Below are 13586 nucleotides of genomic sequence, written 5' to 3'. Positions count from 1 at the left end.
GCAAGCTGCTGACCACGCTCAATGCCATGGTCCGAACTGGCAAACCTTGGGACAAATCGCTTCACAGCGCTTGACTTCCAAGACGGTTACTCAGTCGGTGGGTTCGCAGCGGCCCTGCGACTGGGCCAGGCCCCGGAAATCGCTGCGCCAGCTCAGGGCGGCGGTGTCGAACTGGATGCGCTCGTTGTCCTGCGAGGTGAACACGGTGGTGCCTTCGACCAGGAAGGTGTAGACCGCCTGCCCGTCGATGCGCACCGCGGTCACGCGCTGGGCGTCATGCGCCAGTTCGACGGTGCGCGGCCAGACCGCGCGCGAGGGCTGGTAGACCGCTTCACAGACCCAGCGCACGGTCTGCACCGGGCCGGGCGCCGACGGTGCGCGCGCCAACGCCGGGCCACCGGACAGGGTGGCGGCCGCGAGCGCCCACCACCCGGTTTTCAATCGGCCCCCTGCGCCAGCCGCGCACTCTGCCAGTACACGTCGTCGCCGCCGTCCATGCGGTTGAGCACACGCGCCAGCACGAACATCAGGTCGCTCAGGCGGTTGAGGTACTGGCGCGGCGCGTCCCGCACCGTGTCCTCCTGCCCCAGCGCCACGATCTGGCGCTCGGCCCGGCGCGCCACGGTGCGGCACACGTGCGCCTGCGCGGCCGCGCGCGTGCCCGCCGGCAGGATGAATTCCTGCAGCCGCGGCAACTGGGCGTTGTGCGTGGCCAGCGCTTCGTCCAGCGCCAGCACCGCGTCGGCCTTGAGCAGTTCGTAGCCGGGGATGGACAGCTCGCCGCCGAGGTTGAACAACTGGTGCTGGATCTCGACCAGCAGCGTGCGCACCTCGGCCGGCAGCGTTTCGCACAGCAGCAGGCCGATGTGCGAGTTGAGTTCGTCCACGTCGCCCATGGCCTGGAAGCGCAGGTGGTGCTTGGGCAGACGGGAGTTGTCGCCCAGGCCGCTGGTGCCGTCGTCGCCGGTGCGGGTGGCGATCTGTGTGAGTCGGTTGCCCATGAAGGTGGTTCCTGGAAGCGCCATCACTGCCTGGCGGGCAGACAGATCAGCGTCGATAATGGCCCATTATCTGCGTGCCAGTCCCTCCTGGCACGCCACAGGAGACACCCATGAACGCCCCCGTCAAGCACGTCCATCTGGCGCCCACACTCCGGCTGCGCGAAACGCCCGCCCTGGTGATCGAAGCGCTGCAGAAGCGCTTCGGTGCGCAGTGTTCCACCGCCCTGGCGGTGCGCGAACAGCACGGGCGCGACGAGTCCATTTACGACGTGCCGCCGCCCGCGGCCGTGGTGTTTGCCGAGTCGACGCAGGACGTGGCCGACGCGGTCGCGCTGGCGGCGCAACACAAGGTGCCGGTCATCCCCTTCGGCGTGGGCTCTTCGCTCGAAGGCCACCTGCTGGCGGTGCAGGGCGGCATCAGCATCGATGTCAGCCGCATGAACCAGGTGCTCTCGATCAACGCCGAAGACCTGACCGTGACCGTGCAGCCGGGCATCACGCGCAAGGCGCTGAACGAGGCGGTCAAACACGAAGGCCTGTTCTTCCCCATCGACCCGGGCGCCGATGCCTCCATCGGCGGCATGACGGCCACCCGCGCCAGCGGCACCAACGCCGTGCGCTACGGCACCATGCGCGAAAACGTGCTGGCGCTCGAAGTCGTGACCGCGCAGGGCGAGGCCATCCGCACCGGCACACGCGCCAAGAAAAGCAGCGCCGGCTACGACCTCACGCGCCTGATGGTGGGCAGCGAAGGCACGCTGGGCGTGATCACCGAAATCACGCTCAAGCTCTACCCGCTGCCCGAAGCGATCTCGGCCGCGATCTGCTCCTTCCCCAGCATCGAGGCCGCCGTGCGCACCGTGATCCAGGTGATCCAGCTCGGCGTGCCCATCGCGCGCTGCGAACTGATCGACGCCAATTCCGTGCGCATGGTCAACGCGCACAGCAAGCTGGGTCTGCGCGAAGAGAACATGCTGCTGATGGAATTCCACGGCTCACCCGCCAGCGTGAAGGAACAGGCCGAGACGGTGCAGGAGATCGCCAGCGAACACGGCGGCAACGCCTTTGAATGGGCGACCACGCCCGAGGAACGCACGCGCCTGTGGACCGCGCGGCACAACGCCTACTTCGCCGCCATCCAGAGCAAACCCGGCTGCCGCGCCATCAGCACCGACACCTGCGTGCCCATCAGCCGCCTGGCCGACGCGCTGCTCGATTCGGTGGCCGAAGCCGACGCCAGCGGCCTGCCCTACTTCCTCGTTGGCCACGTGGGCGACGGCAACTTCCACTTCGGCTACCTGATCGACCCGGACAAGCCCGAAGAACACACGCTGGCCGAGGAACTCAACCACAAGCTGGTGGCGCGCGCGCTGAGCCTGGAAGGCACCTGCACCGGCGAGCACGGCGTGGGCCTGCACAAGATGGACTTCCTGCGCACCGAAGCGGGCGACGGCGCCATCCAGATGATGCGCACCCTCAAGCGCGCGCTCGACCCGGACAACATCCTCAACCCGGGCAAGATCTTTTCACTCTGAGGCCGCACCCGCCTGCTGCCACTGGCGCAGCAGGCCCTCGGCGCCCATGCCCCGGGCGCTTTTTCGCGCCTGGGCCTGCAGGGCCCGCGCCCGCGGCACATCGCCGTTGCGGCGGTGGCACTCGGCCAGCAGCCAGTGCATCTGGGGCACGCAGTACTGGTCTTCGTGGTGCAGGGCCTCGCCGCAGGCCTGTGTCAGCAGCGGCATGGCCTGTTCGTGCAGGCCCTGTGCCATCAGGGCCTCGGCCACCATCCAGCGCGAGGTGGTGATCCCGGCCTGGTAGGCGCCCCGCATGCGGTGCGCCGCCGCGTGCAGCGCATCGGCGTCCTGCAGGGCCCCCTGCCGGGCCTGTCCACACAGCAGCAACAGGCTGCTGACGCCTTCCCAGAGCGGAAAACGGAACTGCCCCGCCAGCGCGTGGATCCGCGCGGCGCCCGCGTGCAACGCCGTCCAGTCGCCCTGGCACCAGTGAGCGCAGCTGAGCAGGGTGAGCGCGAAGCACACCGTGTGCGGCCGCTGCGGCCCGTCCAGCCGCTGCTGCAAAGCCTCGGCCCAGTGCGACAGGCCCGCCGCATCGCCTTCGAACCAGCACAGCCAGGCCAGAAACGCCCGGCAGACCAGCGCGGGGTCGTCGCTGCAATAGAGCAGACGGTGGTGCAGCGACAGCCGGTCGGACAAGGTCACGGCTTCCTGCAAGGCTTGCCGCGACTCGGCAAAACGCCCCAGCCAGAACAGCGAGTTGCCCTGGGCGTAGCGCGCCATGAGCCCTTGTTCGGGCGTCTCGGCCATGTCGGCAAGCTGGCGGGCCAGGTCCAGGCCGCCCACCACCCCTTGCGAACTGCTGCCCATGTAGCGCCCGGCGAGCGCGGCAAACCGCAGATCGAGGACTTCCGCACCGCCCTCCGGCAGGGCGCCCAGGGCATCGTCCACGCTGCCGAACACGCGCCAGGCCGCCGTGGACCCGAAGCCTTCGGTCATGTGCAGGCAATGCCCCACCTGGACCTGCAGGGCAGCGCGCTTGAGCACCGTCTGCCGGTGCGGCGCCAGACGCGCCACCGCATCGATGGCGCGCTCGTAGCAGATCCGTGCGTCCGCCGCAAAGTCGCGTTCGATCGCGGTGTCGCCGGCCAGGCGCCACCAGTGGGCCGCCTCGGCCCAGGATTGCGCGGCCTCCCAGTGGCGGGCCACCTGGTCCGCCACCACGGGATCGTGGCCCTGCAGGTGGTTGGCCGCCTGCGCGTGCCACCGGCGCCGCTGCGCGGGAGGGATGCCCTCGTACACCACGCCCTGCACCAGCGCATGCCCGAACACCCACCCGTCGCGCCCCACAGCGCGGACCAGATGCAGGTGGCTGGCGCGGGTGAGCGCGGTGCGGATCGCATGCCGGGGCAGCAGGCCCTGCAGCGTCGGCAGGTCGAAGCGTTCGCCCAGCACCGAGGCGGCGCGCAACACCACCCGGCCCGGACCGAGCGCGTCCAGCTGGTCCTGCACCAGCGCCTCGATGCCGGCGTGCGTGCGCGGCGGCGCGGTCCGGCTCCGGGCCAGCCATTGCAGGATCAGCGGCACCCCGCCGGCCGATTCCACCAGGCGGTCGCGCTCACCGGCATCCAGGTGCGCGGCGGCCTCGGTGGCCTGCAGCAGGTGGTGCGCGGCTTCCGGCGGCAGCACCTCCAGCGCCAGCGTGCGCGCGAACGCGGGCCGCCCGCCGGCCGGCATCGGCCGCGCCGACATGACCAGCAGCACGGGAAGTCCCTGCAGTTGCTGCAGCAGCACGGGCAGGTAGTCCAGCGTGGCCTGGTCCGCCCAGTGCAGGTCTTCCAGACTGATCAGCAGCGGCCGCTGCAAAGCCCGCTGCGTGACGAGCCGCAGCACCTGCGTGCGCAGCACCTGCCGGTCATCGGTCCCGCGCAGCGCCTGGGCCGGCTCTGCCGCGCCCAGCGCCACCCGCCACGGCATCATCGGGTGCTCCTGAATCTGCCAGCCGCAGGCCATGCGCAGCACATGGCCGCCCGAACCGGCCACCTGTTCCTCCAGCGCCCGCACCAGGCGGGATTTGCCATAGCCCGCCGGCGCCTGGATCAGCACGGCGCTGGCGCCCGATGCCGCCACCGCCGCCCACCGCGCGCGCAACCAAGCCAGTTCGCGCTGGCGGCCCACCAGGGGCAAATCGGCACCCGCAGCAGCGTGCGCGGGCGGATGCCGGTCGACGCCCCCGACCCAGAGGTGCGGGTCCTGCGCCGACCGGGCGCCTGAAAAGCCCGTCTCGCGCGCCGCGAGCACCACGTCCTGGGTGGCCAGCCACTCGCCCCAGCCCGACTGCCAGCAGACGCGCATCGCCGCGTGGACCGCGTCCCCCACCAGCCAGCGCGCGCCCAGGCCCGGGCGCACCAGCACCCGCGCATCGGCCACGCCCGCCCGCACCTGTTCGCTCAGGCCCAGGGCCATCCATTGCCGCGCCATGTCACCGGCGCTGCGGGCGGGTTCCGGGCCCGCGTCGCTCAGGCCGAACACGGCGGCCCAGCCCAGGCCGGGCACAGCGATCGGCAGACCGTGGGCACGACGCGCCATGGCGTCCCAGATCCGCCCCCAGGCCTCGACGGCCTGCTCGTCGGTGGCGTGCGCCTGGGGAATGTCGCTGTAGAGGCCCGTCACCCGGCGCCACTCGGGAATGGTCGTGGGCACCGACCGCGCGAACGCCTCGTCGGCAGGCCGCGCCAGTTCGTGAAGGTCCGACGGTTCCAGCCCGAGCTGTTCTTCGATCTTCCCGATGCTCTGGTGCACCACCTGCTGCGCCTGCAACGGCTGCCCCTGCCGCTGCAACAGCTCGGCAAGCAACACCGCGTGACTCTCCTGCGCCGGCGCCAGCAGCAGCAACCGGCGGGCCGTGACGACGGCCCCGTGCAGACGCCCCTGCGCGGCGGCGCGCCGGGCCTTGAAAGCCAGGACCTGCAGCAAGGCATCGGCACAGGTGTCGCGCATGTACGGCAGCCACTCCGTCCCATCCGGCATGGGCGGCAACTCCAGGCCTTGCAGGAAACCGCCATCCGGCAGGGTGTCCAGCACGTCGTCGTCCGGCAGGGCATTCCAGTCCGGCGGCTCGGCGGGCCGGCTGGCCCGGGCCCAGCGCTGGAGCTGCTCGGCATCCACCACGAGGCGATCGTCGGGGGCCAGACCGATCGTCTGGGCGGAACCCACCAGGCAGTGCCCCAGCCCGGCCGCAGCGAGCCAGGCGCGCAACTCGGCCAGCACCTGCCGCAGATTGGCTTTGGCCGCCGGTGCCGGACGGCCGGGCCACAACCATTCCGCCACCACCGCCCGGGCATGCACCTGCCCGCGTGTGGTGCCCAGCAGGGCCCAAAGGGCCCAGGCCTTGCGGTACTTGACGCGCCGGGACACATCGTCGCCCCGGATCACCAGGCGCGGCGGACCGAGCAGGCACAAACCGAGGGCGGGAACAGCGATTTCGGGCACGGCGGCGAGGCCTCAGTTTGTGGCCAATGAGCCACTTCGTGCCCATTTTCTCACGATTGTCTAACGGTCCTGGTCGCCAATACCGACGCACGATCAAAGGACCACACCATGGGCTGCCCAGCCACCAACCGCCAACTGCCGCCGTCTTCCCGGGCCTTCGTCGGCCAACCTGTCCGCCATGCCATCGCGGCCGCCGCGCTGGCGCTGACCCTGCACCAGGCGCCAGCCTGGGCGGACTGCAGCGACACCGCCACCGAATCGGGCGTCGGCGCCCTGGCCTGTGGCCGCCTGGCCAATGCCAATGGCGTGCACAGCGTCGCGGTCGGCTTCGCCGCAGGCGTTGGCTCCAGCGGCGAGGGCAACGTGGCCGTGGGTGGCCGTGCGGGGCAGGAAACCACCGGCACCGACAACACCGCCGTCGGGCGCAACGCCGGCCTCACCGTCAACGGCAACCAGAACGCCGCCTTCGGCGTGGATGCGGGCCAGAAGATCACCGGCAACAGCAACACCTCGCTCGGCACCCGCGCCGGCACCGAAATCTCCGGTAACCGCAACACCGCCGTGGGTACCGACGCCGGCTACAAGGTCACCGGCAACGCCAATTCGAGCGTGGGTACCGACGCCGGCTGGAACGTCAACGGCAGCTTCAATTCCGCCAGCGGCACGGAAGCTGGCTGGAACGTCACCGGCAGCCGCAACACCGCCACCGGCCTGGGCGCCGGCTCGGGCGTCACCGGCAACAGCAACACCGCCACCGGCGACGGTAGCGGCAACATCGTCAAGGGCGACCGCAACACCGCCAACGGCTACAGCGCGGGCGGCCGGGTCACCGGCAACGACAACACCGCCATCGGGACCCGTGCGGGCCGCACGGTCAGCGGCGATGGCAACCTGGCGCTGGGCACGGACGCGGGGTCGAACATCACGGCCAGTCACACCATCAGCGTCGGCACCAACGCCCAGGCCAGCACCGACAACGCGGTCGCCATCGGCACCAACGCCCAGGCCACCCACGCCAATGCGGTCGCCATCGGCGCCGGCTCCACCACCTCGGGCGACAACACGCTGTCGGTGGGCAGCACGGGCAACGAGCGCCGCATCACCCATGTGGCCAACGGCACCAACGCCACCGACGCGGTGAACCTAGGCCAGATGCAAAGCAGCATCACCGCCGCCACCGCCGGCATCCTGAGCGCCGCCCAGACCCACGCTGACACCGTCGCCGCACAGGCCGAGGCCAACGCCAAGACCTATACCGACAGTGCCACCGCTGGCATCTTGAGCGCGGCCCAGAGCCACGCCGACACCGTCGCCGCACAGGCTGAAGCCAACGCCAAGGCCTACACCGACAGCTCGGCCGCAGCCGCCCTGAGCGCCGCCCAGACCCACGCCGATACCGTTGCGGCACAGGCAGAGACCAACGCCAAGGCCTACACGGACGCCTCGGCCGCAGCCACCCTGAGCGCCGCCCAGACCCACGCCGATACCGTTGCGGCACAGGCAGAGACCAACGCCAAGGCCTACACGGACGCCTCAGCCGCAGCCACCCTGAGCGCCGCCCAGACCCACGCCGATACCGTCGCCGCGCAGGCCGAAGCCAACGCCAAGGCCTACACCGACAGCTCGGCCGCAGCCACCCTGAGTGCCGCTCAGACCCATGCCGACACCGTTGCAGCACAGGCCGAGACCAATGCCAAGGCATATACAGACTCTTCGGCTGCAGCCTCCTTGAACGCCGCCCAGACCCACGCCGACACCGTTGCGGCACAGGCCGAGACCAATGCCAAGGCCTACACGGACGCCTCGGCCGCGGCCACCCTGAGCGCGGCCCAGACGCACACCAACACCCAGCTCGACACCGCTTTGCGCAGCACCTCCGTGGCCGTCGGACAAGGGGCCTCGGCCACGCCCACGGGCGCCATCGCCATCGGCACCGACGCCACGGCCCAGTCCACCAACAGCATCGCCTTGGGCCAGGGGGCCTTGGCCGTGCAGTCCGATTCCATCGCCATCGGCGCGGGCGCCACCGCCCGCTCTTCGGTGGCCGTGGGTGTCGGGGCCCAAGCGACCGGCACCCGCACCACGGCGCTGGGCGACAACGCCGCCGCCACGGGCGACTACAGCGTCGCGGTGGGCCACAACGCCCAGGCCACCCACACCAACGCGATCGCCCTGGGCAACGGTTCGACCACCTCGGCCGACAACACGCTGTCGGTGGGCAGCACCGGCAACGAACGCCGCATCACGCACGTGGCCGACGGCGAAGCCGACAGCGATGCGGCCACGGTCCGGCAGGTGCGCGCCATCCAGACTCAGTCGCTGGGCGAGGCACAGGCCTACGCCGACCAGGGCGACCAGCGCACGCTGCGCCAGGCCCAGCGCTACGCCGACGCCGGCGACGCCCGCACCCTCGAACGGGCGCAGGCCTATGCCGACGCGGGCGATGCCCGTACCCTGGAGCAAGCCCAGACCTATGCCGACGAAGGTGATGCGCGCACCCTCGACACGGCCCGCCAGTACACCGACCAGCAGATCGGCCAGTTGCGCAAGGACGTGCATGCCGGCATCGCCCAGGCCGCGGCGCTGATTCCCATGGCCCCGTCCGGCGAAGGCAAGAGCACCGTGAACGTGGGCATGGCGGCCTATGGCGGCCAGATGGCCCTGGGCGTGGCCCTGGCGCACCGGGTGCGCAACGTGGTCATCAATGGCGGTATCGGGGTGAGCGGCGGCAAGCGCCACCTAGTGCGGCTCGGCGCCGGCTGGCAGTTCTGATTCACCTCCAGCCCTTACAACTTGTAGCAGACCCGACCGGCAGAAGCGCGGCGCCTTTGGGATTTCCCGGAGGCGCCATGTATACTTTTTTAGGTTTCAGGGAAGGAAGCGCCCAAGGAGGTGATATGCGCCGCGTTCTGTCCATCTTGTCATTGGCTGCCATGTCCGTCGCCGGCTGCGCCACGCAGACGGCTGCCGAGCAGACCGCGCCCCAGCAGCCGACCGTGCGCATCTGCAACAGCCAGGGCTGTGCCGATCAGGCCCGCGAAACCGCCACGTTCCAGGGTACGCCCACCGACCCCGAGGCCGAGCGCCGCCTCCAGGCCCTGACCAGCCTCGCCGAACAGAACCCCAAAGCCGCCTACGACCTGGGCCTGCGCCTGCTGCGCGGCGACGGTGTGGAGCGCAACAGCTTCCAGGCCATCGAATGGCTGCGCAAGGCCGGCGACGGAGGCCATGTGGAAGCCCAGTACGCCCTGGGCCGCCTGTACCTGCTGGGCTTCGAAGAAATGGGCTCCGACCCGGCCGAGGCCGAGGCCTGGCTGACCCGCGCTGCCGGCAAAGGGCACAAGGGTGCCCGCCAGCTCATCCCCGAGGCGCAGGCCGCCAAAAAGGACGAGCAGCGGCTCTACCGCATCCGCGAGGCCTATCGCAAATCCTGGGGCGCCTGGTACAGCGGCGCCCCTTACTACTGGGTCTGGGGCCCCGCCGGCTGGTACCTGCGCTGACGCGCCGCCGCTGGCGCTGCCCCGTTGCCCTCTCCGTCCGATTTCGTTCGTCAAGCAAGAGAAAGCCTATCCATGTCCAAGACCTCTACTTCCCTCCGCTGGGCTGCGCTGGCAGCTTCCCTGGCCCTGGCCGGCTGCGTCACGCCCGGCGGCGGTGGCATCGTCTCCACCGGCACCAACGCCACCGCAGCCACCGGCGCAGCCGGCGGCGCCACCAGCGTGAACGCCAACAGCACCCTGCAACGCTGTGATGCGCCGCTGGGCACGCTGGCCGTGGACGATGGTCGCGGCAAGGAGTGGTATGCCTCCTTCGGCCGGGAAACCCAGGTCACCAACATCGAACCGCTGATCCGGCTGGCGGTGCAGCAGTCCAACTGCTTCGTGATCACCTCCATCGGCAACAACCGCACCGAAAGCAAGCTCAGCGGCATCACCGACAAGCAGCGCAATTCGGGCGAGTTCCGCGCCGGCTCCAACCAGCAGAAGGGCCAGCGCGTCGCGGCCGACTACTACCTGGAGCCCGCGATCATCATCGACAACGAAGCCACCGGCGGCATCGCTGCCGGCCTGGGTGGCCTGCTGGGCAGCCGCAACCGCAACCTGGCGGCCCTGGCCGGCTCGGTCGAGAGCAAGGCTTCCGTCGTGACCCTGACCATGTTCGACATCCGCTCGGGTGTGCAGATCGCCATCTCCGAAGGCAACTCCACCGCCACCAACTGGGGCGCCGCCCTGGGCGCCTTCGGCCCCAGCGCTGGTGGCACGCTCGGCGGCTTCTCGCGCACCCCGGCCGGCAAGGCCACGGTGGCCGCGTTCACCGACGCCTACAACAACATGGTGATCTCGCTGCGCAACTACAAGGCGCAGGAAGTCAAGGGCGGGCTGGGCCGTGGCGGCCAGCTCAAGGTGGGGAACTAAGCTCCCCCCTGCGCCGCTGCGCGGCTTCCCTCCTGACAGGAGACAACGCTGGCGCGACGCCATCAAAAAGGCCTCCACCTGGAGGCCTTTTTCTTTGGACTTGCCCGCGGCTCAGCGCTCGTTTCTGAGCTTGTCGATCAGACCGTTGAGCTCGTCCAGCGAGCCGAACTGGATCGCGAGTTCGCCCATCTCCTCGACCCGGCCGTGGCGCTTGACGCGCTTCTTGACCCGGACCTCGACCTCGGCCGTCAGCAGGTCGGACAGCTCCTCTTCCACGCGGCGGATGTCGCGCGACTTTTCCTTCTTGGGTTTTTGCGGCACCAGATTGAATTCGGCGCCGATCTTCTTGACCAGGTTTTCGGCCTCACGCACCGACAGCTTCTTGGCCGCGATCTGGTTGCCGGCCGTGATCTGGGCCGCCTTGTCCAGTGCCAGCAGCGCGCGCGCGTGGCCCATGTCGATGTCACCCGCCATCAGCATGGTCTGCACCGGCTCGGCCAGTTGCAGCAGGCGCAGCAGGTTCGACGCCGCCGAGCGCGAGCGGCCCACGGCCTGCGCAGCCTGCTCGTGCGTCAGGCCGAATTCCTTGACCAAGCGCTGCAGGCCCTGCGCCTCTTCCAGCGGGTTCAGGTCTTCGCGCTGGATGTTCTCGATCAACGCCATCGCGGCCGCCGCCTCGTTGGGCACGTCGCGCACCAGCACCGGCACCTCGCTCAGGCCGGCCAGCTTCGAGGCGCGGAAACGGCGCTCGCCCGCGATGATTTCGTACTTGCCCGCATGCGGCCCATCGGCCAGCTTGCGCACCAGGATGGGCTGCATGATGCCCTGCGCCTTGATGCTCTCGGCCAGTTCGTAGAGCGCGCCCTCGTCCATGCGCGTGCGCGGCTGGTAGACGCCGGCCACCATCTGGTCCAGCGGCAACTGGCTGGGCGTGCCCTCGGCAGCGGGCGCGGCGGCGGCGCCCTCTGCCACCTTGGGGCCCAGCAGGGCTTCGAGTCCGCGGCCGAGGCCCTTGGGTTTCTTGGTGACCATGGTCAGTTGTCTTTCGGGTTCGTCAGTTCGGTCAGCCAGGCCCGCCCTTCGGGCCAGTCGCCCAGGCCGGACTCGGCGTTGATGTGGCCGCATTCGCCGCAGTCGATGAAATGCGCGCCCCAGCTCTGGGCCAGCGACTGGGCTTTCTCGAAGCCGCAATACGGGTCGTTGCGGCTGCCGGCCAGGATGCCGGGGAACGGCAAGCGGTCGCGCACGATGGGGGCCCAGCTCGGCAGCAGTGGCCGCAGTTCGTCGCGCTCCGGATCCCCGGGAGCCACCAGCAGCGCGCCCTGTACACGGGCGGTACTGCGCGAGACCTGGGCCCAGGCGGCGGTGAGGATGCAGCCCAGGCTGTGGGCCACCAGCACCACCGGGCCGTCGCAACCGAGGATCACGTCTTCCAGCCGGGCAATCCAGTCGCCCCGGCGCGGGGTCATCCAGTCGTGTTGGTCCACCCGCCGGTAGCCGTACAGAACTTCCCAGCGGCTTTGCCAGTGTTCGGGACCACTGCTCTGCCAGCCGGGAAGGATCAGGACATTTTCAGGTTTCATGGAGCCTTTAGAGAAAGCAGGCGCTCACATCGATTGAATGCGCTCAACCATCTCGGTGGCAAAGGCCACGAAGGCCTGGCTGCCGCGCGCCGACGGGTCGAACACCACGCCGGGCAGGCCGTAGCTGGGCGCCTCGGCCAGGCGCACGTTGCGCGGGATGACGCTGTTGAACACCTTGTCGCCAAAGTGGGCCTTGAGCTGGTCGCTGACCTGCTGCTGCAGCGTGATGCGCGGGTCGAACATGACGCGCAGCAGGCCGATGATCTGCAGGTCCTTGTTGAGGTTGGCGTGCACCTGCTTGATGGTATTGACCAGGTCGGTCAGGCCTTCCAGCGCGAAGTACTCGCACTGCATGGGCACGATCACGCCGTGCGCCGAGCACAGGCCATTGAGGGTGAGCATGCTCAGAGAGGGCGGGCAGTCGATGAGCACGAAGTCGTAGTCGGCGTCGACCGCGGCGAGCGCGGTTTTCAGGCGCTGGTCGCGCCGTTCCAGTTCGACCAGTTCAACCTCGGCACCCGCCAGTTCGCGGTTGGCGCCGAGCACGTGGTAGCCGCACTTGTCCGCGAGGATGGCGGCCTCGGCCACGGTGGCCGACTCCAGCAGCACGTCGTAGACCGAGAGCGCCATGCTGCGCTTGTCCACACCCGAACCCATGGTGGCGTTGCCCTGCGGGTCGAGATCGACCATCAGCACACGCTGCCCGATCTTGGCCAGCCCGGCGGCCAGGTTGACGGTGGTGGTGGTCTTGCCGACGCCGCCCTTCTGGTTGGCGATACAAAAAATCTTGGCCATCGTGTCAAACCCCGGTCTGCTTATTTGGAGATGGCCAGCTTGACGCCAAACCCAATGAGGAAGACGCCGGCCAGCTTGTTCAGTGCTTGGGTGATGCGCGGGTTGGCGCGCATGCGTTCGGCCAGAAAGTGGGTGAGCAGGACGGCGGTCAAGCCATAGAGAAACGTCAGAACCGCGACGGTGGCCGCCATGGCGCCGAAGGTGATCAGGCCCTGGTGGCGGGCCGGGTCGACGAAGAGCGGGAAGAAGGCCATGTAGAAGACGATGGCCTTGGGGTTGAGCAGGGTGATGGTGAAGGCCTGCTGGAGGAACTGGCTGGGGCGGATGTTGAGGATGGGCGCATCGCCGGGTTTGGCGGTGAGCATCTTGAAGCCGAGCCAGGCGAGGTAGGCGGCGCCGGCCCATTGCACGAAGGCAAAGGCGGCCGGGTAGGCGGCGAGCAATGCGGCCACGCCGGCGACGGCGGCCCACATCAGAACCTGGTCGCCGGCGATGACGCCGAAGGTGGCAGCCATGCCGCCCCGGATGCCGCCTTTGCCAGTGGAGGTGATGAGGGCCAGGTTGCCCGGGCCGGGGATGGCGAGGAACAGGACGATGGCGGCGACGAAGGCGCCGTAGTCAGCAATGCCGAACATGGTGGCTCTCTTGGGGTGTGGAGACGGTCGAGTTTACGTGAGGGGTGTTTTCTTTCGACCGGCTTTGTTTGTGAAGTGCTGCTGGAGTCGCTCAACTGTTGCTTCTGAGGGGGCTGCGTCGCGTGGCTGGGCTCTGGTCCAGCTCGCGGTC

Annotated in this window: 11 protein-coding genes; 4 read left to right on the top strand and 7 right to left on the bottom strand. The window is 69.5% G+C overall.

Annotated features, from left to right (window positions below; genetic code table 11):
* Window positions 1-90: 90 nt before the first annotated feature.
* Together QQK43_RS11335 and QQK43_RS11330 are read right to left on the bottom strand one after the other, a co-directional pair.
* On the bottom strand, window positions 91-441 hold the full coding sequence (locus tag QQK43_RS11335; RefSeq protein WP_284307855.1) for a hypothetical protein: 351 nt from the start codon (window positions 439-441) through the stop codon (window positions 91-93).
* Complete coding sequence (locus QQK43_RS11330) at window positions 438-1001, bottom strand: cob(I)yrinic acid a,c-diamide adenosyltransferase (RefSeq protein WP_284307854.1); 564 nt, start codon at window positions 999-1001, stop codon at window positions 438-440. The genes QQK43_RS11335 and QQK43_RS11330 overlap by 4 nt, the downstream gene beginning before the upstream one ends.
* Before the next feature lie 110 nt (window positions 1002-1111).
* On the opposite strand from QQK43_RS11330, the gene QQK43_RS11325 reads away from it, so the two are divergent.
* Window positions 1112-2536 (top strand): FAD-binding oxidoreductase, encoded by a 1425-nt coding sequence (locus QQK43_RS11325; protein WP_284307852.1) that lies wholly within the window; start codon window positions 1112-1114, stop codon window positions 2534-2536.
* Here the strand turns inward: QQK43_RS11325 and QQK43_RS11320 are convergent.
* Window positions 2528-6007 carry an ATP-binding protein gene (locus QQK43_RS11320; protein WP_284307851.1) on the bottom strand — a complete coding sequence of 1160 codons (3480 nt, stop codon included), beginning with the start codon at window positions 6005-6007 and terminating at the stop codon, window positions 2528-2530. The two genes, QQK43_RS11325 and QQK43_RS11320, sit on opposite strands and share 9 nt — an antisense overlap.
* 108 nt (window positions 6008-6115) lie before the next feature.
* Between QQK43_RS11320 and QQK43_RS11315 the strand changes: the two genes are divergently transcribed.
* The 3 genes from QQK43_RS11315 (at window position 6116) to QQK43_RS11305 (ending at window position 10422) form a co-directional block, all read left to right on the top strand.
* Window positions 6116-8779, top strand: coding sequence for a YadA-like family protein (locus QQK43_RS11315; RefSeq protein WP_284307850.1), 2664 nt, complete (start codon window positions 6116-6118; stop codon window positions 8777-8779).
* A gap of 125 nt (window positions 8780-8904) precedes the next feature.
* A complete protein-coding gene (locus QQK43_RS11310; RefSeq protein ID WP_284307849.1) occupies window positions 8905-9507 on the top strand; it encodes an SEL1-like repeat protein in 603 nt (200 codons plus the stop codon).
* A 72-nt stretch (window positions 9508-9579) separates the two neighbouring features.
* Window positions 9580-10422 carry a CsgG/HfaB family protein gene (locus QQK43_RS11305; protein ID WP_234266349.1) on the top strand — a complete coding sequence of 281 codons (843 nt, stop codon included), beginning with the start codon at window positions 9580-9582 and terminating at the stop codon, window positions 10420-10422.
* Between the two features lie 111 nt (window positions 10423-10533).
* Here QQK43_RS11305 and QQK43_RS11300 read toward each other — a convergent pair whose 3' ends face one another.
* From QQK43_RS11300 to QQK43_RS11285, 4 genes are read right to left on the bottom strand one after another with little or no spacing between them, the layout of a single operon-like run.
* Window positions 10534-11454, bottom strand: coding sequence for a ParB/RepB/Spo0J family partition protein (locus tag QQK43_RS11300; protein WP_284307847.1), 921 nt, complete (start codon window positions 11452-11454; stop codon window positions 10534-10536).
* Window positions 11455-11456: 2 nt separating this feature from the next.
* Entirely contained in the window at window positions 11457-12005 is a 549-nt protein-coding gene (locus QQK43_RS11295) for an RBBP9/YdeN family alpha/beta hydrolase (protein ID WP_234266347.1), read from the bottom strand.
* A 24-nt stretch (window positions 12006-12029) separates the two neighbouring features.
* Window positions 12030-12800 carry a ParA family protein gene (locus QQK43_RS11290; RefSeq protein ID WP_234266346.1) on the bottom strand — a complete coding sequence of 257 codons (771 nt, stop codon included), beginning with the start codon at window positions 12798-12800 and terminating at the stop codon, window positions 12030-12032.
* Window positions 12801-12820: 20 nt separating this feature from the next.
* Window positions 12821-13435 (bottom strand): LysE family transporter, encoded by a 615-nt coding sequence (locus QQK43_RS11285; RefSeq protein ID WP_284307845.1) that lies wholly within the window; start codon window positions 13433-13435, stop codon window positions 12821-12823.
* Between the last annotated feature and the right edge of the window lie 151 nt (window positions 13436-13586).

The sequence above is a fragment of the Hydrogenophaga electricum genome (genome assembly GCF_030160815.1).
In the GTDB taxonomy this organism is placed as follows: domain Bacteria; phylum Pseudomonadota; class Gammaproteobacteria; order Burkholderiales; family Burkholderiaceae_C; genus Hydrogenophaga; species Hydrogenophaga electricum.
This window is presented reverse-complemented; position numbering and strand designations above follow the sequence as displayed.

What these genes read in the sequence shown, in the direction of transcription:
- QQK43_RS11285 (WP_284307845.1), bottom strand. Translation starts at nt 13,435, where the DNA reads ATGTTCGGCATTGCTGACTACGGCGCCTTCGTCGCCGCCATCGTCCTG.
- QQK43_RS11300 (WP_284307847.1), bottom strand. Translation starts at nt 11,454, where the DNA reads ATGGTCACCAAGAAACCCAAGGGCCTCGGCCGCGGACTCGAAGCCCTG.
- QQK43_RS11295 (WP_234266347.1), bottom strand. Translation starts at nt 12,005, where the DNA reads ATGAAACCTGAAAATGTCCTGATCCTTCCCGGCTGGCAGAGCAGTGGT.
- QQK43_RS11330 (WP_284307854.1), bottom strand. Translation starts at nt 1,001, where the DNA reads ATGGGCAACCGACTCACACAGATCGCCACCCGCACCGGCGACGACGGC.
- QQK43_RS11315 (WP_284307850.1), top strand. Translation starts at nt 6,116, where the DNA reads ATGGGCTGCCCAGCCACCAACCGCCAACTGCCGCCGTCTTCCCGGGCC.
- QQK43_RS11290 (WP_234266346.1), bottom strand. Translation starts at nt 12,800, where the DNA reads ATGGCCAAGATTTTTTGTATCGCCAACCAGAAGGGCGGCGTCGGCAAG.
- QQK43_RS11310 (WP_284307849.1), top strand. Translation starts at nt 8,905, where the DNA reads ATGCGCCGCGTTCTGTCCATCTTGTCATTGGCTGCCATGTCCGTCGCC.
- QQK43_RS11305 (WP_234266349.1), top strand. Translation starts at nt 9,580, where the DNA reads ATGTCCAAGACCTCTACTTCCCTCCGCTGGGCTGCGCTGGCAGCTTCC.
- QQK43_RS11325 (WP_284307852.1), top strand. Translation starts at nt 1,112, where the DNA reads ATGAACGCCCCCGTCAAGCACGTCCATCTGGCGCCCACACTCCGGCTG.